This window comes from Granulicella sibirica (genome assembly GCF_004115155.1).
Classification (GTDB): Bacteria; Acidobacteriota; Terriglobia; order Terriglobales; family Acidobacteriaceae; genus Edaphobacter; species Edaphobacter sibiricus.
This window is the reverse complement of record NZ_RDSM01000002.1, coordinates 453,518-474,132: the sequence shown is the minus strand read 5'-3', so window position 1 is coordinate 474,132 and position 20,615 is coordinate 453,518. Positions and strand designations below refer to the sequence as shown.

Annotated in this window: 17 protein-coding genes and 1 pseudogene; 13 read left to right on the top strand and 5 right to left on the bottom strand. The window is 53.8% G+C overall.

From position 1 onward, the window contains the following. Window positions 1-16: 16 nt before the first annotated feature. Window positions 17-2,725 carry an HAD-IC family P-type ATPase gene (locus tag GRAN_RS12955; protein ID WP_241654551.1) on the bottom strand — a complete coding sequence of 903 codons (2,709 nt, stop codon included), beginning with the start codon at window positions 2,723-2,725 and terminating at the stop codon, window positions 17-19. Between GRAN_RS12955 and GRAN_RS12950 the strand changes: the two genes are divergently transcribed. From GRAN_RS12950 to glgX, 5 genes are all read left to right on the top strand, one after another. Next, window positions 2,609-4,054 carry an oleate hydratase gene (locus GRAN_RS12950; protein WP_421800813.1) on the top strand — a complete coding sequence of 482 codons (1,446 nt, stop codon included), beginning with the start codon at window positions 2,609-2,611 and terminating at the stop codon, window positions 4,052-4,054. The genes GRAN_RS12955 and GRAN_RS12950 overlap by 117 nt on opposite strands. A 1-nt stretch (window position 4,055) precedes the next feature. Next, window positions 4,056-4,244, top strand: a complete 189-nt coding sequence (locus GRAN_RS26195) for a hypothetical protein (protein ID WP_241654550.1) — start codon at window positions 4,056-4,058, stop codon at window positions 4,242-4,244. A 91-nt stretch (window positions 4,245-4,335) separates the two neighbouring features. Then, a complete protein-coding gene (locus tag GRAN_RS12945) occupies window positions 4,336-4,845 on the top strand; it encodes a universal stress protein (protein ID WP_128913452.1) in 510 nt (169 codons plus the stop codon). Beyond that, window positions 4,842-5,492: a hypothetical protein gene (locus GRAN_RS12940; protein ID WP_241654549.1), complete on the top strand. Its 651-nt coding sequence runs from the start codon at window positions 4,842-4,844 to the stop codon at window positions 5,490-5,492. Before GRAN_RS12945 ends, GRAN_RS12940 begins: the two co-directional genes overlap by 4 nt. Window positions 5,493-5,522: 30 nt before the next feature. Further along, window positions 5,523-7,670 (top strand): glycogen debranching protein GlgX, encoded by a 2,148-nt coding sequence (gene glgX, locus GRAN_RS12935; protein ID WP_128913451.1) that lies wholly within the window; start codon window positions 5,523-5,525, stop codon window positions 7,668-7,670. Window positions 7,671-7,721: 51 nt separating this feature from the next. On the opposite strand, the gene GRAN_RS12930 is transcribed toward glgX, so the two are convergent. Beyond that, window positions 7,722-8,249: a general stress protein gene (locus GRAN_RS12930; protein ID WP_128913450.1), complete on the bottom strand. Its 528-nt coding sequence runs from the start codon at window positions 8,247-8,249 to the stop codon at window positions 7,722-7,724. A gap of 325 nt (window positions 8,250-8,574) precedes the next feature. On the opposite strand from GRAN_RS12930, the gene GRAN_RS12925 reads away from it, so the two are divergent. The 6 genes from GRAN_RS12925 to GRAN_RS12900 all read left to right on the top strand — a co-directional run bounded on the left by GRAN_RS12925 (window position 8,575) and on the right by GRAN_RS12900 (window position 13,596). After that, window positions 8,575-9,741, top strand: a complete 1,167-nt coding sequence (locus GRAN_RS12925; protein WP_128913449.1) for a cupin domain-containing protein — start codon at window positions 8,575-8,577, stop codon at window positions 9,739-9,741. An 89-nt stretch (window positions 9,742-9,830) separates the two neighbouring features. Next, window positions 9,831-10,454 (top strand): nitroreductase family protein, encoded by a 624-nt coding sequence (locus GRAN_RS12920; protein ID WP_241654548.1) that lies wholly within the window; start codon window positions 9,831-9,833, stop codon window positions 10,452-10,454. After that, the gene (locus GRAN_RS12915) at window positions 10,451-11,188 is read left to right on the top strand and encodes a YoaK family protein (protein WP_128913448.1); all 738 of its coding nucleotides are present in this window, start codon (window positions 10,451-10,453) and stop codon (window positions 11,186-11,188) included. Before GRAN_RS12920 ends, GRAN_RS12915 begins: the two co-directional genes overlap by 4 nt. A 6-nt stretch (window positions 11,189-11,194) precedes the next feature. Then, window positions 11,195-12,157 carry an alginate export family protein gene (locus GRAN_RS26680; protein ID WP_128913447.1) on the top strand — a complete coding sequence of 321 codons (963 nt, stop codon included), beginning with the start codon at window positions 11,195-11,197 and terminating at the stop codon, window positions 12,155-12,157. Continuing rightward, window positions 12,054-12,590: an alginate export family protein gene (locus tag GRAN_RS26675; protein WP_161570960.1), complete on the top strand. Its 537-nt coding sequence runs from the start codon at window positions 12,054-12,056 to the stop codon at window positions 12,588-12,590. Before GRAN_RS26680 ends, GRAN_RS26675 begins: the two co-directional genes overlap by 104 nt. Window positions 12,591-12,630: 40 nt before the next feature. Continuing rightward, window positions 12,631-13,596, top strand: coding sequence for an NAD(P)-dependent oxidoreductase (locus GRAN_RS12900; RefSeq protein ID WP_128913445.1), 966 nt, complete (start codon window positions 12,631-12,633; stop codon window positions 13,594-13,596). Here GRAN_RS12900 and GRAN_RS12895 read toward each other — a convergent pair. After that, on the bottom strand, window positions 13,589-14,356 hold the full coding sequence (locus GRAN_RS12895; protein ID WP_128913444.1) for a Crp/Fnr family transcriptional regulator: 768 nt from the start codon (window positions 14,354-14,356) through the stop codon (window positions 13,589-13,591). The genes GRAN_RS12900 and GRAN_RS12895 overlap by 8 nt on opposite strands. Before the next feature lie 531 nt (window positions 14,357-14,887). Continuing rightward, window positions 14,888-16,447, bottom strand: coding sequence for a two-component system sensor histidine kinase NtrB (locus GRAN_RS12890; RefSeq protein WP_128913443.1), 1,560 nt, complete (start codon window positions 16,445-16,447; stop codon window positions 14,888-14,890). A 1,125-nt stretch (window positions 16,448-17,572) separates the two neighbouring features. Here GRAN_RS12890 and GRAN_RS12880 point away from each other — a divergent pair. Further along, window positions 17,573-18,286: pseudogene (locus GRAN_RS12880) on the top strand (YoaK family protein); the annotation flags it as partial. A gap of 44 nt (window positions 18,287-18,330) precedes the next feature. Further along, window positions 18,331-19,191, top strand: a complete 861-nt coding sequence (locus tag GRAN_RS12875; protein ID WP_338323435.1) for a L,D-transpeptidase — start codon at window positions 18,331-18,333, stop codon at window positions 19,189-19,191. Between the two features lie 125 nt (window positions 19,192-19,316). Here the strand turns inward: GRAN_RS12875 and GRAN_RS12870 are convergent, their stop codons facing one another. Continuing rightward, on the bottom strand, window positions 19,317-20,513 hold the full coding sequence (locus tag GRAN_RS12870; protein WP_128913440.1) for a VIT1/CCC1 transporter family protein: 1,197 nt from the start codon (window positions 20,511-20,513) through the stop codon (window positions 19,317-19,319). Window positions 20,514-20,615: the final 102 nt, after the last annotated feature.

Below are 20,615 nucleotides of genomic sequence, written 5' to 3'. Positions count from 1 at the left end.
TCACTTAGAAGTAGCGTTACGTGAGCTTTAGACTGCGGAAAACCGGAATCTTCACGAAGTTGAGGGCAAAGTAAAAAACCGTAGCCGCCAAAAGCTCCAACCCTAAGACTCGGAGCGGAAGCGGTGACATCTCGATGCCACGATTTGCGAGCAAGGAGATGAAGAGGATGTCGGCGGCCGTAGACATAACGAGCCACTTCGTGGGACGCAGACCCCAAAGATGTTGTCTATCGCGAATAGCGTACGTTACTGCCTGGCTGCCATAAACGACGCCAATAATGCAGAACGTGCGGAGATGATCAATGTCCAGACGCATCTTGTATTTTCCTACTGCAAGAACAGAGGTGGAAAACACCAGAAAGCCCATGCCGAGGACAGCTCCCGCTGCCGTGATCTTGCCTATGTCCCATGAATTGGGCGTTCCGGATGGCCTAACCCGGTCGGTCGCGTAGGCCATGGAAAAAAGATCTCCAGTGATCATGACGATCACCATCAGGAGCGGCGTTATCACCGCCTGCCCCGTCATCAAGAGGCCGATGGCGAGGAATAAGAGTTGAGCAATCTTCTTTGTAGTGGACCGCAACGTATAGCTGAGGATGCGCTGAAAGATCAGTCTGCCCGTCTTGATCGCCGCGACGATACCGCCGAGACCAGCCTCAGTAAGCACCACTCCTGCCGCTGACTTCGCTACATCCGTTGCTGTTGAAACGGCAATCCCAATTTGCGCTTGCCGCAGGGCCGGTGCATCGTTCGCTCCGTCGCCACACATCCCAACCGTGTGGCCACTCTTTTGAAATGCCTTGACTAAAGCGAACTTACCCTCCGGAGGAATACTCGCGAAGACCGAATAGTTTTCTGGCTTTACAGACGCCGGTATAGAACCCGCCGGGCAAGTTGGTCCTTCTAGACCAACCTCTGTAGCTACGATGGCCGCTGTTGCTGGTGCATCACCTGTCACCATCACAGTTCTCACTCCGAGTGTTGTCAGTTCGGAGATGAGGGAGGCCGAATCTGCCCTAGGCGGGTCACTGAGAGCGATCATTCCGATGAGGCGAAGAGACCCTGGAAGGCCAAAAGCCACACCGAGCAAACGGAATCCTTGTGCTTCCAGTTTGGCTGCCATTGCCGATGCTCCGGCATCAGAACCAGCGAGACCGAATATGGTCGCCGCCGCGCCCTTCACGATCTTGAGAGCTTGGCCGCCAGCATCAGTTGCGGTCGCCTCCGATGTCTTCTTGGCCGGATCAAACGCCGTAAACACCACCAGCTTCGGATTGTCAGGAGATGGCTTCTGCGCGGCAGCGGAGCGAACGGCAGCATCTTCTGAGTCTTCTCCACCGACGGAGCTTGCGAGTGCCGCAATGCCAAGGACCTGCGCCTCGTTGAAGCCGTTCATCGGAGATATGCTAGCTACCGATAGTTGATTGGCGGTGAGAGTGCCAGTCTTGTCGACACATAGCACGTCGATCGTGCCTGCTTCGTCCACTGCAGACAAGCGCGTCGGAAGGACGCCAAGCGTCGCCAGTGAACGTGCCCCAATAGCTGACGATAGTGTAAAGGTCGCGGGCAAACCAACCGGGATCGCCGCAAGAACCGCTGTCAAGAAGAGTGGAATAACCTCATTCCAGGGCATGGAGTGAGAAAGGGCATAAATCCCCATGAGTAGGATGACTCCGCCATTGAAGAAAGCAAGATTTCTCACGATCTTCAAGACTGCTCGCTGTTGTGAACTTACAGCGTGAGCCGTCCGTACCAGCTCAGCCGTCTGCCCAAACTTGGTGCGAGTACCCGTGGCTGTCACCCGAGCGCTCGCTTCCCCGCGCCTCACTAGCGCACCCGAAAATGTGTCCGCCCCGGCACCGGGTTCAACAGGCAATGATTCGCCGGTCAGCATGGATTGATCGAGCTCAACTGAACCGTCCAGGATGTGAACATCTGCCGCAACCACCTCACCAAGCGATAGCTTGACGACATCCCCGACAACCAGCTGTGCTGCTGGAATGATCTTCCACGTCGCGTCACGCAACACCGAAGCATTCAAAGCCAGGCGCGACTTCAGTGCATTCAAGGTCGCTTGTGCGCGCCCCTCCTGCACAAATGCCAGAGCGGCATTTAAAACCAGCAGCGCCGCAATAATACCCGCTTCAACATACTTATGCAGCACCAACTGCAAGACCATGGACGCTTCCAAAAGCCACGGAACGGGTGCCCAGAACTTCAAGAGTGCATTCCGTAGAACGTGTGCGAAAGTGTCCGGCATAGAGTTTGGACCGTTCTTGGCTAAGAGACTCGCGGCCTGCTTGCTGGTGAGTCCGACGAGATCAAGGGCTTTACCGAGAGCATCGGCTGACTCCGCATCACTGATAGCGTCACTCTTTGACGAAGCTTTCGGTGTCGCGTTTGTTGTCATATTCATCCTCGCGCGAAATCTCAGCACGTCTTTCAAGCCGGGCTTCAACGAGACGCCACATTCGTTGAGCTTGGCACTCACGGCACGTTGGAACTGTGCTCTTTTGCTCAGTGACCTGCCCTCAATACGTAACGTGTGCAAAAGGAACCAGATCGTCCACGAAGGTCTTGAGAAGCTGGATGCTACGAACAGAGGCCCATGATGACCCAGAAGCGAACAGCGCAGGACGGTATGAAGGTTTATTTGATTGGTGGAGGAATAGCTTCCTTGGCTGCGGCGGCTTTCCTCATCCGCGACGCAGGGTTCAAGGGTCACGACATCATCATTCTCGAAGAATCAAAGATGATTGGCGGGAGTCTGGATGCAAACGGAAGCCCAGAATCTGGGTACGTTATGCGGGGGGGCAGGATGATCGAGAGCAAGTACCTTTGCACCTTCGATCTTTTCTCTTCGATACCGACTCTCGACAACAGTCAATCAGTGACAGACGAGATTTTCGCCTGGAATAAGACAATGAAGACGGCCTCAAGGTGTCGTCTGTTTCGCGATGGGAAAAGTGTAGACGCTCCGTTGTTCGGGCTAAGCGAGAGTCACATCTTGACTATCGAACGCCTGGAAGCGGAGCCGGAGTCATTGTTGGGTCGTACAGCTATTTCTGATCAGTTCGCACCGGACTTCTTCAAAGCGGATTTCTGGTACATGTGGTGCACAACCTTTGCGTTTCAGCCTTGGCATAGTGCAGTTGAGTTCAAACGTTATCTAGTGCGGTTCACGCACATGATCTCGGGATTCAGCACACTCGGCGGAATCATGCGAACGGTCTACAACCAATACGACTCGCTTGTGCGACCCCTTCGTCACTGGTTGGAGGAGCGAGGAGTGCAAGTTCTCCTGAATACGCAAGTGCTGGAACTGACCACACTACACGCGGCGGACGGCTTTGCTGTTGAGCAAATCATGTGTGAGCGTTCTAATAGCCCTCACGCAATTCGTGTGACATCTTCCGATCTCGTTTTCGCAACATTGGGGTCTATGACCGAGGGCTCGCACTTTGGGGCAATGGATCGGCCTGCCATCCTGGATGCAAACTCCGACGGTAGTGCATGGTCTCTCTGGAAAAAGCTTGCAGCTAGAGAGCCCGATTGGGGTAACCCGGAAAACTTCAGCAGTCATATCGAGGCTTCAAAGTGGCTGTCCTTTACCACTACGTTACATACTTCGACCTTCTTCGATAGCATTCGCGACCTGACGGGGAACGCCCCTGGAGAAGGTGGGTTAATCACCTTTCCAGAATCCAACTGGCTCGTATCGATCGTGCTCCCTCATCAGCCTCACTTTATGGACCAACCACAGGGCGTGGATGTGTTCTGGGGTTACAGCCTGTTCATCGATCAGCCCGGTAATTTTGTGAAGAAACCGATGGCGGAATGCACGGGGCGAGAGATCATGACCGAGATCATGGGACATCTTCGCCTTAGCGAGAAAACGACTGATGTACTAAGCAAGTGCATTTGTATCCCGTGCATAATGCCGTTCATTACAAGCCAATTCCTACCTCGCTCGCAGGGAGACCGTCCCGCGATCATTCCCTCTCGTTCCAAAGAATCTCGCCTTCATCGGCCAATTCTGCGAAATGGAAGATGACGTGGTCTTCACGGTGGAGTATTCCATCCGTTCCGCTCAAACCGCTGTGTATTCTTTGCTCGGCATCCACCTCAAGGCGCCTTCGGTCTACAAAGGCAACCATGATCTCCGCGTTCTTCTCAGGGTCTTTCTGACACTGCATGGCAAACGTGAATGGGAAGCGCTGCTGGAGCATTCCGCGTCCTCATAAGCAGCCAGTGAGAGCAATACTGCTCAGTTTGATGATTTGTGATGAACGAGCATTGCTTACGAGCACTCATAGTGCGCCCGAGGAGATGACGATGTCGCAGATACCCGGTTCGACCTTTCAACCGAAGAAGATTCTTGTCCCCATGGACTTCAGTGTCTCCTCGATTGCGGCTTTGGCCACAGCAAGCCAAATCGCTTTGCAGTTCCGAGCCGAAATCTACCTTCTACACGTTATTCCAATGCTGCCTGTCGTCACCGGGCTAGAGTTTCCAACAGCGTTCTATCCACGTCAAGAGTTCTTAGCGGATGCTGAAAAGGATTCGGGAAAGAGATTTGCTGACTTTGTCACCAACCTCTCGAACCAAGGAGTTCAAGCATTCTCCAAAGTCGAAGTCGGTAATGATGTTGTAGGAAACGTCTTGCTGATGTTGGAACGGGAACACGCCGATCTGCTTGTCATCTCAACGCACGGAATGTCGGGCTGGCGTCCGGTAGTGTTCGGGTCGATTGCGGAGAAGGTCGTCAAACTCGCTGAATGCCCAGTACTCTTACTGCGCAGCGAAAAGCCGGTGGATATAAAAGCTTCTGAGGGTGGGAAATGATCGCGGGGAACGCCGCAGCGTTAGCTCAAACAGAGAAGTTTGAGAAGCCGATGAAAGAGCTTTGCATGTTCTGGTGGGCATTTGCCCTGCGGGGCGGAGGAGCTGTTCTTTTCGCCGGCTTCCTCTTCTATTCGGGAAGCTTTTTCGGAACAATCTTTTTTGATCCGATCATGTTCGTTATGCTCGCCTTGATCTTGGGGTTTTACATACTCAGCAATGGCATTCTGCTGGGAGTGGCCTCAGGCTTCGCAGCGGAACATCAGGTTGGTATCTGGCGACTACTCTTGGCCGAGTGCATTTTCGATACCGCCCTAGGAACGTACGTAGGACTAATGATCGTGCTCTCTACGGAGTCTTTGGCCTGGCTGGCGGGATTGCACGCACTAGGGACTGGATGTTTCCTTGCAGCTTTGGCATGGAAGCTTCGGGCAAGTAAGGCGTACTCGGGGATACTTGGCGTAACTGGCCTGCTAGCGGTAGCGGCAGGATTCGCGTTCGTACTCCATCGCGGCGCTGCGTCAAGGAGCGCTACACACTGGCTCGGTGGCTTTGAACTGTTCTACGGGGTAATCATTTTCATTTTTGCTGAGGGACTGCACCGCCACCACGTTCCTGTTCTTCGAGGTGAAAGTGCGGAGTTTCGCTAGAGGTAAAGATACCGACCAGAGGCTTCATCGATGGACCCGATAATTCCCAAGAACAAATCTTCTGGCTCAGGGGATCTGAGTCCTCAGAGCGAGTCCTCCCTTCCCGGAGTTGCGAACCCTTTAGGCGTGACGCTAACGCGTGATGGCGCGAACTTCAGTCTCTTCTCGGCGAATGCAACGGGAGTGACGATCCTGTTCTTCGATCACGTAGATGCGACCAGAAGCGAGAAGTCCATTCGACTAAACCCAGTGGTCAATCGAACCGGCCATTATTGGCATATCTTCGTTCCAGGGGTGCGTGCGGGGCAAATATACGGGTATCGGGCTGACGGCCCCAATGATCCTCCTAACGGCAAGCGATTCGACAGCTCGAAGATTCTCCTCGACCCCTATGGACGAGCTGTCGCAGTTGGGGCTAACTACAGTCGCGGCGACGCTTGTCGCGCAGGTGACAACACGTCCTCGTCGATGAAGAGCGTTGTCGTGGATATGAGTCTCTTTGATTGGGATGGCGATGCCCCGCTGAACCACTCTTTTCGCAACACTATCGTTTACGAGATGCATGTCGCAGGCTTCACTCGCCATCCGAACTCCGGCGTGCCGAAGCAAAAACGTGGCAGCTATTCAGGAGTAATTGAGAAGATTCCTTACTTGCAGAACCTAGGGATCACTGCAGTTGAAATCCTGCCCGTTTTTCAGTTTGACCCCCAGTCTGCACCTTCCGGCCTCACTGACTACTGGGGATATAACCCTGTATCTTTCTTCGCACCGCACCTCGGGTACAGTGAGTCCGGAGACCCAGTGAAGTGCATCGATGAGTTCCGTGAAATGGTGAAGCAACTACATCGTGCTGGCATAGAGGTGATTCTCGATGTTGTCTACAATCACACGGCGGAGGCTGGCGACGGAGGTCCGACGTTTTGCTTTCGTGGGCTTGGAAATAGTACCTACTATATCCTCAACCAAGATCAGGCGGGGTACTTTAACGCGACGGGCGCTGGGAATACCCTGAAGACAAATCACTCCGTGGTTAAAAGAATGATCTTGGACAGCCTCAAGTTTTGGGTATCGGACATGCATGTCGACGGATTCCGTTTCGATCTGGCGTCGGTGCTAACGCGGGATGTGTGGGGGCAGCCTATGAGCGATCCTCCGATCCTATGGGATATTGATTCCGAGCCTGTCTTGGCCGGAACCAAGCTCATAGCGGAGGCTTGGGATGAGGGTGGCCTATACCAGGTTGGCAGTTTCGGCCATGACAGATGGAACGAATGGAACGGCCAATTCCGGGACGACATCCGAAGTTTCTTAAAGGGAGATAGTGAAACGGTCTGGAAGCTCCGGGAGCGAATCAGTGGCAGCTACGACCTGTATCGTTCCGGAGACCGCCCAGCAGGACAGAGCGTGAATTTCATCACCTGTCATGACGGGTTCACTCTCAACGACTTAGTCTCATACAACTACAAACACAATGAGGCAAACAAAGAACTCAACGGCGATGGAACGAATGCAAACCTTAGTTGGAACTGTGGCTCGGAAGGTGTCAGCACCAATACAGGTGTCAACCAGCTACGAACGCAGCAGATCAAGAACGGACTCGTTCTGACTTTGCTTTCTACCGGAACTCCAATGCTTCTAATGGGAGACGAGGTGCGCCGCACTCAGGCTGGGAACAACAACGCTTACTGCCAAGACGATCTCATTAGTTGGTTCAATTGGGATGTAAGCACTGAGAAGAACGAGCTACTCCGGTTTACTCAGTTGCTCGTACGACTTCGCCTTGATTGCGATAACGGTACGCTTCAAGATGGAAAGCAGGTCGGCGGCTTCGTCAACCCAAACAAAATGGAGTGGCACGGTATTCATCTTGATCAACCTGACTGGAGCGCAGACTCTCACAGCCTTGCCTTCACCTGGCGAAATGAATCGCTTGGCGAAGTCCGTTATGTCGCGATCAATTCTTTCTGGGAAACTCTCGAATTTGATTTGCCACCCGTCACGGGTGGCAAGAGTTCAGGCTGGCTGAGGCTTGTCGATACATCTCTCGCATCCCCGTTCGATATCGCCGACCTCGGTGAATACGTACCGATTCAAGGATCAACCTATATCGTCAATCCTCGTTCAGCAATCATTCTGCGATATGACTACGCCGTCGCGGACTCACCGTACTTGCGCTAAAGATGATGGCTGGATGGCGAGTACGTGCCATCCAGCCATCGATTCAAAACACTATGCGTAGACCGTTTCGCCATGAACGGTGTACGTTTTGTGACGTGATCTTTCGATGATATCTTCTGCTTTCTTGACGTCATCGAACGATCCGTGAACGATGAGGACAAACTTGTCGCTTTTTATAGCCGTCTCGTATTCGACAACGCTATCCTTCGGGATTCCGATGCTTACAAGACCAGCGCCAAGGGCGCTGACCCCACCGACGACGACTGCTCCTTCAAGTCCAGCAACAATCCACGCCACAAGCGGGCCTGCAACAAGAAGAGGCCCGATACCGGGGATTCCGAACATCGCTGATCCGAATAGGAGTCCCCAGAATCCTCCCCAATAGGCTCCCATCTTTCCCCAATACTTCATGCGGTCGCCGGCGTTGTAATAGCCGACTACGTGTTCGTCTGTGTGCGTGTCCTTCGCGGCGATGGACAAGGTCTTCATGTCTACGCCCGCCTCTTGAAGTAGCTTGACGGCCAGCTCCGCTTGATCGTGGGAATTATAGACTGCAACAACTGAATTAACTGCTTTCATAGATCTCCTTTACGGTGTCGCCTTCGCGATTCGCCGTACTAGCCCTTGAGTGTTCCATCACTGACATATGACTTCTGAGCAATTCGATACGCAATATCGAACGCACATGAAGCTCTCCACTTCGCGCGCAATCCTGAGCAAAGTTGACCAACTTTCGAATTGAGCGAGTGGAATACTCCAGCCATGGCTCGTCAAGCCAGTAGCTATAGCTGCTCCTTATGGGGTCGGTAATTTACGTTTTCGTGCCTGCGACTATGACGTCTGTCGCTGGCTCCACAACTCGCAGAAGAGACAGGTTTCGCACTAGAAGAATCGGAGATTCATCATGGTTAAAGAACTTATCGAGACGACGCAGAATGGTTTCGCTCAGCCCATACGTGGCACAGAGGGTGCGCCCATTATCGGACCGTCCAATCATCAACGAGAGGCACAGAGTCCGGGCCGGTTGACTCCCCCGGTAACAGATCACGGGACGCTGCCCAATTTGAAGTTGACCTTCGCTGATAGCCACAACAAACTGGAAGAAGGCGGCTGGGCACGGCAAACCACTGTGCGTGAAATGCCGGTTGCTGTTGAATTGGCTTGCGTAAATATGCGGCTAGAAGCTGGTGTCGTTCGAGAGATGCATTGGCACAAACCGGCGGAGTGGGGTTTCATGATCAAAGGAAACTCACGGGTCACATGCGTTGATGAAGGTGGCAAGACTTACCAGGCTGACTGCACAGAGGGCGATATCTGGAACTTCCCTTCCGGTATCCCCCATTCCATCCAAGGTCTGTCGGGCGAAGGATGTGAATTCCTTCTCGTCTTCGATGATGGGGCTTTCAATGAAGAAGAGACGTTCCTCCTGACGGACTTCTTGGCCCACATACCGAAGTCGGTGCTGGCAAAGAACTTCGGCGTTCACGAAAAAGCTTTCGAGAACATCCCCAAATCAGAGAAGTACATCTTCCGTGCCGATGTCCCCGGGCCCCTTGCTCAAGACCGCGTTGTCGGTGCTGGTCCTACGCCGGTCATCTACACGCATCGCATGGGAGCGCAGGATCCAATCAAATCCAACAATGGTTCTGTGCGAGTCACCGATTCGAGCAACTTCCCTGCCGCTTCCACGGTTGCGGCCGCACTTGTGGAAGTAGAGCCGGGTTGTATGCGTGAGTTGCATTGGCATAGAACATCGGACGAGCTGCAGTACTACTTGGAGGGCCAAGCTCGTATGACGGTGTATACCTCCAACACCAATGCCGGAACTTTCGACTATCAGGCCGGCGACGTGGGGTATGTCCCGCGTGTCACACCACACTATGTGGAGAACAGGGGCACGACGACACTTCGCTATCTAGAAGTTTGGAAGACGGACAAGTTTTCCGACATGTCGCTTGCACAATGGCTGGCGTTCACTCCATATGAACTCGTGCGCGCGCATCTCCAGATCGAGAAGTCTGTGCTGGATGGGGTGTCCACGACTAAGACACCCATCGTCGGCCCACGCTAAGCCTGCCTTCCGAGGTCTCTGTCCGGTTCGGTTGAACCGGACAGAGGCTAGATGTTAAATGCTCAATTCATCCGCCATACGAAAGGGCCATGATGCCTGGAACGATTACTACCGACTACCCCATTCAAGCCCTCATCGCGGACCGCTGGAGTCCCTTTGCGTTTGATGATCGCCGCGTTTCACAGGACGATCTGCTCGCGTTACTAGAGGCGGCGCGCTGGTCGGCCTCAGCGGCCAACGAGCAGCCCTGGACCTACTTCATCGCGACCCGTGATGAGCCTGAGGGGTTTGCTCGACTACTGTCCTGCGTCGAGAAGGTGAACCTGCCTTGGGCTAAATTTGCAGCCGTTCTCATGTTGGGATGTGCTCGCCTGACGCTGGAGCACAGTGGCCAACCGTACGCTACAGCGGAACATGACCTTGGACTTGCGTCAGCCAACCTCGTTTTCGAAGCCACAGCGAGAGGGCTGGGTGTTCACCAGATGATTCATATTGATCGTGACCGCGCGCGTCAGCTCTACCAGATTCCCGAAGGGGTAAAGCCGGTAGCAGGCCTGGCGATCGGATATGCCGGAGCGGATGGACGCCTCAAGGAGCCTTTTCAGAAAGAGGATGAAGTCCGTCGGCTCCGCAAACCGCTGGAGAGCTTTGTCTTCAGTGGCAGTTGGTCAGAGACTGCCTCTCTTGTGAAGAACGCAAAGAAGGCCCTGTGAACGCACAGACGAACGCGCCAGTCCCTGCCGCGACCAGGCAGGACGGCTGGAGGGCGGTCAGTCGTGGATTGATCTGCGGATACGTCGATTCATACACACTCCTGACCTTCGGCGTCTACACCTCGTTTATGAGCGGCAATACGATCGCTACCGGTATGAACGGAGGACAAGCCAAGCTCGGTGCAGCCTCTCACGCTCTCCTACCCATACCCTTCTTTGTCCTTGGCGCGTTCATCGGTTTCCTCATCCAGAAGGACAAGAGCAAGCAACAGAACTCACTCGTGTCGATGTGTGTTGCAGCTTTGCTCTTCGCCGGAGTTGCGGCAGCGATCGGAGCAGCATCTACCTCCGTCTGTGTCATGATCCTGAGTTGCGCGATGGGCATGATGAACACGACCCTTTCCCAAGTAGGCGGACAGTCCGTAAGCCTTGGATTTGTGACAGGAGATCTGAAGAGCATCGGCGAGCAGATTGCCAATCTTATAAATCGGACTCCCGTGGCACTGTCTCAGGGCCTTTGGGATACACACTGGCGCAGGTTGACGACGTTGGGAAGCATATGGACTTGCTTCCTTATTGGAGCCATAGCAGGCGCTGCGATGGCCGTACGAGTCCATGTATGGACGCTGCTACTGCCAGCTTTCTTTCTCATTGTCCTCGTTCTGACGGAGCGCACCACTGAGACACCGAAGCTTGACTCTCACACTGTTCTAGGAGGTCCTGTTGAGAACTGAACCCGCATGCGCGTTTCCGCGATTGCCACGTTGGCAAAAGTGGTTGTCCCCATACTCTCTTCTTGCAATTGCATTAGTAACAGGCAGGGCTTACGCACAGACATATGTGGAGTATCCGAAGAACGCGGGTACGATACGCCCCTGCAGCAAGAAAATGTTCCTCGTTGGATGACTCTTGACATGGATCTTCGCACTCGAACGGAGAACCAGACCGCTATTAATTATGTACCAGGAAATTGGCAGGTCTATGAGTTGACAAGGGTGAGGATTGGTCTTGAGGTCAGGCCGGCAAGATGGCTAACAGCCTACCTGCAAGGGCAAGACACTCACGCACTAGGACTACCTCTCCCGTACGTTGCCGCAAACATGCGTAATACTTTCGATGCACGGCAGGCGTATCTGAACTTCCACGTCAAGCCGGTGACGATTATCGCTGGCCGCCAGGGACTGAAGTACGGTGGGGAGCGACTTGTCGGCATCAGCAACTGGACCAACAACAGTCGCACTTGGGACGGGTTCTTGGGAAGAATCGGAGATAAGAACCGTCTCGACGTCTTCAGCACCTCCGTTGTCACGGTCCATCCAACCTCGCTTGATAAGCACGGGGCAGGATTGAATTTCCATGGTGCGGCAGGGACGATAACTACCTGGGTTCCACACACGACCATCACACCCTTTGTCTTCGTACGCTCAGTCCGTCAAGTTACCAGTCAACAAGGCGTGGTTGGCGGAGAAACGGAGGCCACGCCGGGAATTGAAGCTGATGGTGATCTCGGCAAAGGTTGGGACTATCATGCCCTCGGAGCGTTGCAGCGCGGCAGCTATTCCAATGACTCGATTCATTCGGGCGCTGGCTTCGCAAAAGTTGGCTACACCGCGACACATTGCCTGGAAACCTCGCCTTCGCGGAGAGTACAGCTATGCCACGGGCAACGCTCATCGAAACGCTCAACGGGCCAGCACGTTTGACCAGCTCTACCCGAGTAACCACAATGCGTTTGGGTTGACCGACCTCTTTGGATTCCAGAACATACGTGAGGCACGGGTGAACCTGTACCTGAACCCCCTGAAGAACCTGACAGTCCTGGTTCAGCAAGAGTGGCTGAGCATGGCTACTAAGCAAGACGATGTCTACGCAGGCAGCGCATCCGTTTTAGCAAAGCCGCCAACGGCGGGATTCTCTCGAAGCGGGTTGGGTAGAGAGATCGATGCTTCAGGCGCGTATGTGTTCCACGATTACCTCGTTGTAAATGCAGGAGTAGGACATTTCTCACCGGATGGCGCGATGGTTCAGTCGGGCCATGGTGCACCGCTGACGATTGCTTACCTCAGCTTCAACTACAGATTCAAACTCGACAGAAAACTGGCCACTCCACAGCAACGCCGAAAGAGGCCTCGATGAAAGTCGCTTTCTTCATAAGAAGAATGAATTCACAACTAGGATGTGTTCTGAACTGCGCGACGCTCTTGGGTCGCATGAACTTGTGTCTTGGGAAGCAGGGAGTAGTGCCCCAGCAACAGACATCGAAGTCCTCCTCGCGAGCGGAGGCGTCAGCCACACTGAGCTTTCGAATCAACCCAAGATGGTTCTCATTCAAACGACCAGCACAGGCTACGAGACTATTGACGTCGATGCGGCCAGTGAGATGGGTATTTGGGCATCCTATGCTCCCTCCGGCCTTACGGGGAATGCGACATCGGTTGCCGAGTTCGTCATACTGCTTCTGCTTGGAACATCACGAGATCTCCAAGAAACGCTACGGTCGATACATGAGAAGTCAGCGACTCCGAGGGTTCACCGTTCCCTCAACGAAAAGACTGTTTGTATCGTTGGTCTTGGAGACATCGGCCTCCAAGCGATTGACCGTCTTCGTCCATTCGGCGTTTTGCTGCTTGCCACAGACGAACACTCAGAAAACGCTCCACAAGGTGTCGTGGCATTTCAACCTACTCAACCACTATCGGCGGTGGCGGATGCTGACTACGTGGTGGTGTGTGCTCGCGCTAGTAAAACAAACGAGAACTTGATCGATGGAAACATTATTCGAGGCATGAAGCCCGGTTCTATCCTGATCAATATTGCGCGCGGAACACTCGTCGATGAAGGAGAGCTCTTGGTCGCCCTCCGTAGCGGTCGCATTTCAGCGATCGGACTTGACGTCCTAAGAGAAGAGCCGCTGTCGCCTACGAATCAGCTTCTCGGTGTCCCGCAAGCGCTAATAACACCCCATATTGCAGCCCTCACGGACTTAACCCTGACGGGAACAGTTGGCTTTGTCGTGAAGGTGATACAGGACCTGTCGGTTGGAAAGCTGCCACGCTCACTGTTGAACCAGCCTGCTGAACCTCGGAAGCACTTTGACTTTGTGTCCCAAACATTAGGCGTTAGCGTTAGCCGAGCTAGATAGCTCTCTCACCCCTCTTTGCGGTGGCTGACGCTCGCTTTGCTGTCTTGGTCTTGTCCCGCTTGCTGTCTAGGAGTGCCGCACTGATGGAATTTGCGCCAGGACGTTGATCGTGCAGAACAATATTGAGGAGCGACTTGTGGACGTGGATGCGACCGTTGTATTCGATAAAGCCCATCTTGCGAAACCGGTTCATGAAAAAACTCACCCGGGATCGAGTGGTGCCGATCATATCGGCCAAGGTCTCCTCAGTGATCTTAGGTATAAGGGTCTCAGGCTCTCCCGCCTTGCCAAAGTCTGCCATCAGCAGAAGGATCCTGGCGAGTCGACGCTCGCTCGAATTGAATAACTGATCCACGAGATCCGCCTGGGTGCGCATGGAACGCTCAAGGAGGAAGGCGACAAAGATGTCGGAGAAGGCATGCTCATCGTGAATGACTCGCGTCATTTCCTTACGTTCGATCCTAAGAACGGAGCAAGCCGTGATGGCGGTGGCCGTCGACATATGCAAGCCAGCGATAGCCGTGATCGCCTCCTCGCCGACGAAGTCACCTGCGGCGATCAATGTGATGGTCGCCTCCTTCCCAGCTTTAGACACTACCGTTAGCTTGGCCCGGCCTTTCTGAACATAGAACACCGAGTCTGCAACGCTCCCTTGCGTAAACAGAGTGCCCTTCGCCTTGATGTGAAGGATTCGGCGTCCTAGTCCTGACGTGGCCAGAAAACTTACGGGATCGAATTCCTTTAGCTTTCGGTGGGGCATTTGAACCTCTTTCCGTGCACGGGCCGCAACGGAGTGATCGCTGCAAAGTGCTAGTGAAGCCACAGCATCGTTTCAATGTTGCGAACAAGTGTCAGTAGTCTGATGCGCTTGATGAACGCGTTTCATCCTGAAACACGAAACAAGCAGTATTTTGCGAGGGCGTGATGGCCTTGAACGCACTTGCCACGAACGTTATCAACGGCTTAGACACACTCGACAGTGAGCACAAATGCACAGTAACGCTCGTTTACTGCGAGGAGGATGAAGACAGCGCAAGCCACAACTGGCTTGGACGTGGCTCGATTCATATCCTCAGGATGGTCAGATGAAAGCTTTGCTCAACGATCTGGAACGGCGCAGTTCATCAACCACCGCAGAAATACTTAGTTCGTCTCAATGTGAAGCGTCCCTGAAATTCGCGAAGGACTTCGTGGCTAGGTGGCAGGACCCGACAAGCCTCCGTTTGGAGCCCTCGCCCGTTGCACGCAAACGAGCAGAGCGCTCAAAAGCAAAGAAAGCGATTCAAGTCTTCTAAGAAAACCTCGAGATATCTTCGATTTCTCTCTGAGAAGCGATGCCTTGAAAAGGCAGGAAAAGCTGAAATACCGTTCCGGATGCTCCTGCGCGCCGTGTGCTCCGAACCCTGATATTTCCGCGATGGCGCTCTATGATCTCACAGCTAATCCACAGACGGAGGCCTGTGCCTCCGATCCCTTTCGTCGTGTAGAAGGCCTTGTAGATGCAACTCAGGGTTTCAGCGCTCATCCCCGTCCCGTTGTCAGCAACTGTGAATAAGACACCTTCCCGACCTCGTCCCCGCGCTTTGGTCTCACGGCTTCCGATAGACAGCTTTCCGCCGTGCTCCTTCATCGCATAAATCGCGTTGCTTACGAGATTGCTTAGAACCTGACGAATTTCGCTTTCCATGCAGACGACAGGTCGACACGGCTGCTCTCGAAGACTTGTGGTTACTCGCGCGTTGCTTGCGTGGGACTGATAGAGGTCCAGGATTGGCTCCAGAAGCTCAGCAGGGCTTGTGGACTGCGCCCTTGTTGACTGTCTGAAAAATCGTAACGACTGTTCTGTGATCAACTTGACTCGCTTCAACTCCCTTTCCGCAGTGGCTAAGTAATCCTTCGTCTCTTGGGAACATTCCGTACTCTGCGCAAGGTAACTTAGATTCATGACCGATGTGAGCGGATTGTTGATCTCATGGGCAATTGAGGAGGCAAGTCTACCCACCGCGGCAAGCTTCTCGCTCTCCCGAAGGGCAATTTCAAGTTCAACCCGTTTAGTTACGTCGGTCTGTATCCCCACGTAGTGCGTCAATTGACCATCATCGTCGAGAATCGGAGACAGGGAGAGTTCGTTCCAGAAGGGTGTGCCATCCTTCCGAAAGTTTTTCAAGACTGCGATCCCCTTCCGGCGATTCGACAAAGCGTCCCGGACGATCGCTAAAGCTGGCTGATTTCGTTCATGACCTTCGAGAAATCGACAGTTTCTGCCTTGTACTTCAGCCCGGCTGTACCCCGTCATCTCCTCGAATGCGGGATTGACGTAAACCAGAGGCAGATCGGGTGCGGTCGCACTTGCAATTGAAACACCGGCAGTGACCGATCGAACGATTCTCCGGTTGAGCCGTAGCTCTTTCCACGCTGCACTGTATCGCTGAGCGAAGGCGCAAGGGGGGAACATAATCACGGACAGATGTTTGGATATTTCCTCTGCCGTCATTGGAAATTGAAGGATTCCATCAAAATTACATTCCAGATGCGCCGGCAGCGAAGATGGCACAGATTCTTGGCGGGTGGCAGCAATGATCGCAGGGCTGATGCCGTTTCCATCGACTTCATGATGTTCGAAGAGAAGAACAAGCTCCTGCGCGATGAGCTGATCTGCCACGATGAATTCGAAGGTCTTCAACTCCCGCAGTTCCATGATTTCAGGGCTGAAGATCGTTGGGGAAATCTTCATGTGGCCTGCCGCCGCTAAAACGTGTTGCTGCTCTGTCGAATCAGCAAGACAGATTGCGGCTCCGGCTATTTTTGCGACCGTTCGTGGCTGAAATTTAAAAGCTTCCGCAAATTTCATCGGTCAGGCAACTTTCCGGGCAGTTGTGACCCGTCTTGGAGTCTTTCAGCTGCGCGATGTGGAAACTGAGCAAAATGGTACGCATGACTCCGGGCGCAATTGAACTCGTAGCGTTTGTGGCGGTGTCACCGCATTCCTCAAGGTTTGGGTGTTTGGTTTTCGCCACGTCGCAAGGTCTCATGCAGCACATCAAGCTGTTCTTCGATCCGGTTTCGACGACTTGCGTCTCGAAATCCTCGATGACTCACCTTACTTTCGATTGCTGTTTCCTCTGTCTCAAGAGCATCGATTTGCTCATCTACGTCCGTAGGTTTCGTCTTCATGGAAGCACACCTTTTCTTAAGCCCTGGGCATGGAACGCGCAGCATCTCATGAGGGTCCCACACGCAGTACTGCTGAACTGTGCAATCCGATACATCAACCACCCTCGAAGGGGACCAGAATCAGTCAACGTCTTGGCCACAGAAGCCCAAACTGAGCGTGGGACTGACCGCTAACGCCAGTCACCGTGAGACCGCAGGATGAACTTTCGAGAAACGAGGAGGATCATGCAAATTCAGAGGACTAGCTCAAAGCAATACGCATTTCTCCCCTCAGGGATTCTGATCGTTGAACCGAATGCCGGACTACTCGCAGCCAGAGCCCAGTTACTTTCAGCGGCGGACTATTATGTCGCCGCTTCCAATGACGTTGTTCCTGCTACTGGCTTACAAGAAACGGACATTAGGATAGCCATCCTCAGCGAAAGCCTCGGAGTGACAACGGTCAGGACGCTGGCTCAGGAGATTCGCCTCTACTATCTAAATGCACGCATTCTAATTTTCGGACTGCCTCCATTGAACTTAGAGGAGCAGCTCTATGACGAAGCGATCGATCGCCACTGTCGTCCAGAGCAGTTGCTTGACGCTCTATTCCGACTCACGAGAAGATCCTCGAATTGGCCGGCGACTCCGCGTGTCCAGATAGGACCGCAAACACTAAGTCTCGCCGGGTTGGGTTGGATGGCACTGCACAAAGTACCTGTGGAAAGTGATCCATCGAAAGAGCCAACATCAGAGGACTCGACGGTAGGTCGCGACGTGCCATCGGACGAAACCTCGCCACACTTGGTTTGACCGAGCGAAGATGCCACTTCACTACCTGCGTAAACTCACGGGCCATGAGCGAACTCCAGGTGCAAATAGGCAGCTGTCCTGCTATCTGGCATTTGTCGCAGGAGCGGTCAACGCCGGAGGCTTTCTCGCAGTTAGGCAATATACATCACACATCTCAGGGATCGTTTCAGCGATGGCGGACAATTTGGCGCTCGGCAGTCTGTCCCTTCTTCTTGCAGGCTTGTTTGCTCTGCTTTCCTTTCTTGCGGGAGCGACCTGTACGTCCGTAATGATTCGATGGGCGAGGCGGCGGTCTCTAAAAAGTGAATACGCTTTACCTCTGATACTGGAAGCTTTTCTCTTGTTCACGTTTGGATTTACGGGACACGTTTTCGAGAACAAGGAGGTACTTGGCACTGTTGCTCTCCTATGCTTCACGATGGGTTTACAAAACGCTATCGTGACGAAACTCTCGGGTGCAGTGATCCGCACTACACACTTGACGGGGATGGTCACGGATGTCGGCATCAAGCTGGGAAGAATTCTCTATGGTCATCTGAGCGGAACCCCGCCTTTGGCAGACGTGGATTTAGTAAAACTGAGTCTTTTGGCATCACTGATCGGATTGTTCTTTAGCGGGGGCGTTGTTGGTGCGCTGGGATTTCGGCACATGGGCTTCCTGTTTACGGTTCCATTAGCGGTGATTCTGCTCGTCTTGGCCGCCCTGCCGGCTTTCGATGACCTCAGCAATCTCAAGTGTTGATCGACCGACAAAGTCGGATATGGAGTATGGATTTGGGAAAATCGAGACGGACGCTTATGTGGAATATCGCTGGCAGTCTTGTTGCACACGGCACATGTGCAACATTGGTTCGGGCACAGGACTCAAGACCGTTGACTTCCAATCTGGCGGATGGCATAAAGTCGCTAAGGCCAGGACAGTATCTTTGGGCGCCACTGATTGCGCCATCTGGCCCAGTACTTGCCGTAATCAGCCTACAAACGCAACGTGTCTATGTGTATCGCAATGGGGTGCTTATAGGCGTCGCCACAGTTTCGACGGGCAAGCCTGGCCATCAAACACCTACGGGCGTCTTTACCATCTTGCAGAAACAGATACATCACAAATCAAACCTTTATGACTCGGCTCCTATGCCATACATGGAACGCTTGACATGGTCAGGGGTTGCGATGCACGCCGGAGACCTGCCTGGCTACCCGGCGTCCCATGGATGCATTCGGATGCCTATTTCATTTGCAAAGCTCCTATACGGGATAACCGCACGCGGCATGACTGTCGTGATCACCGACCTCGACGCGGTGCCTCGATTTGCTCCGACTCCCGATCTGCTGCAGAGCGAGGGGGCAACGAAGGCGGAGGACGCAGGCGGAGCAATCTGGGAACCCCAAAAGGCGATGTCCGGCCCAGTGTCTCTAATTCTGAGCGCAGCGGACCATCGCTTGGTTGTGCTGCGCAATGGAGTGCTAATCGGGTCTTCGCCAGTCACTATTGCTGGCTATGTGACAAACACTACGGCATACAGCCTTACGAAGGTAGACCAAGAGGGTACCACTGGATGCAATTGCCGCTACCGGGTCAGCCTTCTGAAGCAAATCGTGAGATGCCGATGTCGGAACGAGGACGTGTGAAAATGTCGGATGCCTTTCGAACTGCTGTGGACGCAGTGTTATCGCTTGGTGTGACACGCTAGTCGCGAGTGGCACAGGAAAGAGCGTGATGGTTATCGAATCTGAAAAGTAGATCACTTCTACAACTAGCGTGTCCCGACCAACTGCCCCAGAGCCAGACCGATGGAAAATGTGATGATTCCTTCCACCGCGCCAAAGGCCGTCAACTCAAGCCCAGAGCGCCACCACGGCCGCACGATCATAAGCGATCTACTCGCGCCCACGGCGAAGTGAGCAGAAAGGGAGACAATTCCCGCCGACGCGATCGCTGATACCCCTGACATGAAGAAAAACGGGATGATTGGAACGAAAGCTCCGATCGCTGTAGCAGTAAAACCCGTCAAAGCCGCAGTCCAAGGGTCACTGAGGCTTTCTTCTGAGACATTCGCTCTCGTACGCGCGAGTGCCTTGACGAAACCCTCCTTGTTTTCGGCTAACAGGTGTGAGAGACGTTCGGCTACATCTTCCGGGAGACCGCGCACCTGAAGGCTGAGTGCCAAGACCTCCCGCGACTCCGATTCGTCATAATCCACAGCCCTGCGTTCGCGCGCGATTTCAGCTTCATAGAGTTCTCGTTCGCTTCTTGCCGTCAGATAAGCGCCTGTGCCAGTGGACAACGCGCTCCCGACCATTCCCGCCAAACCAGCGATCAGAACATAGTGGCTCTTCCCGAAGGTCGCCCCTGCGACGCCAGACACAATACCGAAGATCGAGCCGAGGCCATCATGAGCTGCATAGATGGCATCATTCAGCCAACCTGCGGCTTCGGGATGCCGCTGCCTTCGAGCAGCCAGTAGCGCCGCTAGCGCTGTCCTTGCCTGAGAATGGTCCATCGCCGGAAGCGGAGGGCGAGCGCGGATCAGATTACTCAGAGTCTTATAGTGCTCGTTCTCGTCAGCAATCACTTCAAGCAAAACCTTCTGACTCGCGTCAGTCTTGAGCGTCCCTTCTTGTTTGCTGTAACGTTCGATCTCGCTTCGTTCATGGATTCTGAGCTGACGGAGTATGGTGTCGATCCCCGAAGTTGTCCCGGAAGTGGCAGCGGCCCGTCCGTTCGGAGCCCCTGCGTAAACCAACTTCGGTCCAGCCAGCGTAGCGATCTCATCAGCCCAAAGACGGGCGTGGTGTCTTTCAGCGGCCGCGAGCCCTCTCAGGACATTGCGCCGGCGGGAGTCGGTTTCTGCTGACGCCAAAGCCTTATAGGTGGCGTGGTCCTCCATCTCGGCTTGCCAGTTTGCTTCAAGTACAACAAGCAAGTTGGATATCTCATCTGTGTCGACCATAGGGATTGAGTTCGTGGCACCAGTTCTTGAAACCGCATCGTGAAGTTGATGGCAGATCTTTGACGAGAGTTCCACATTTTGGCGGCCAGGCACTGAGCAATC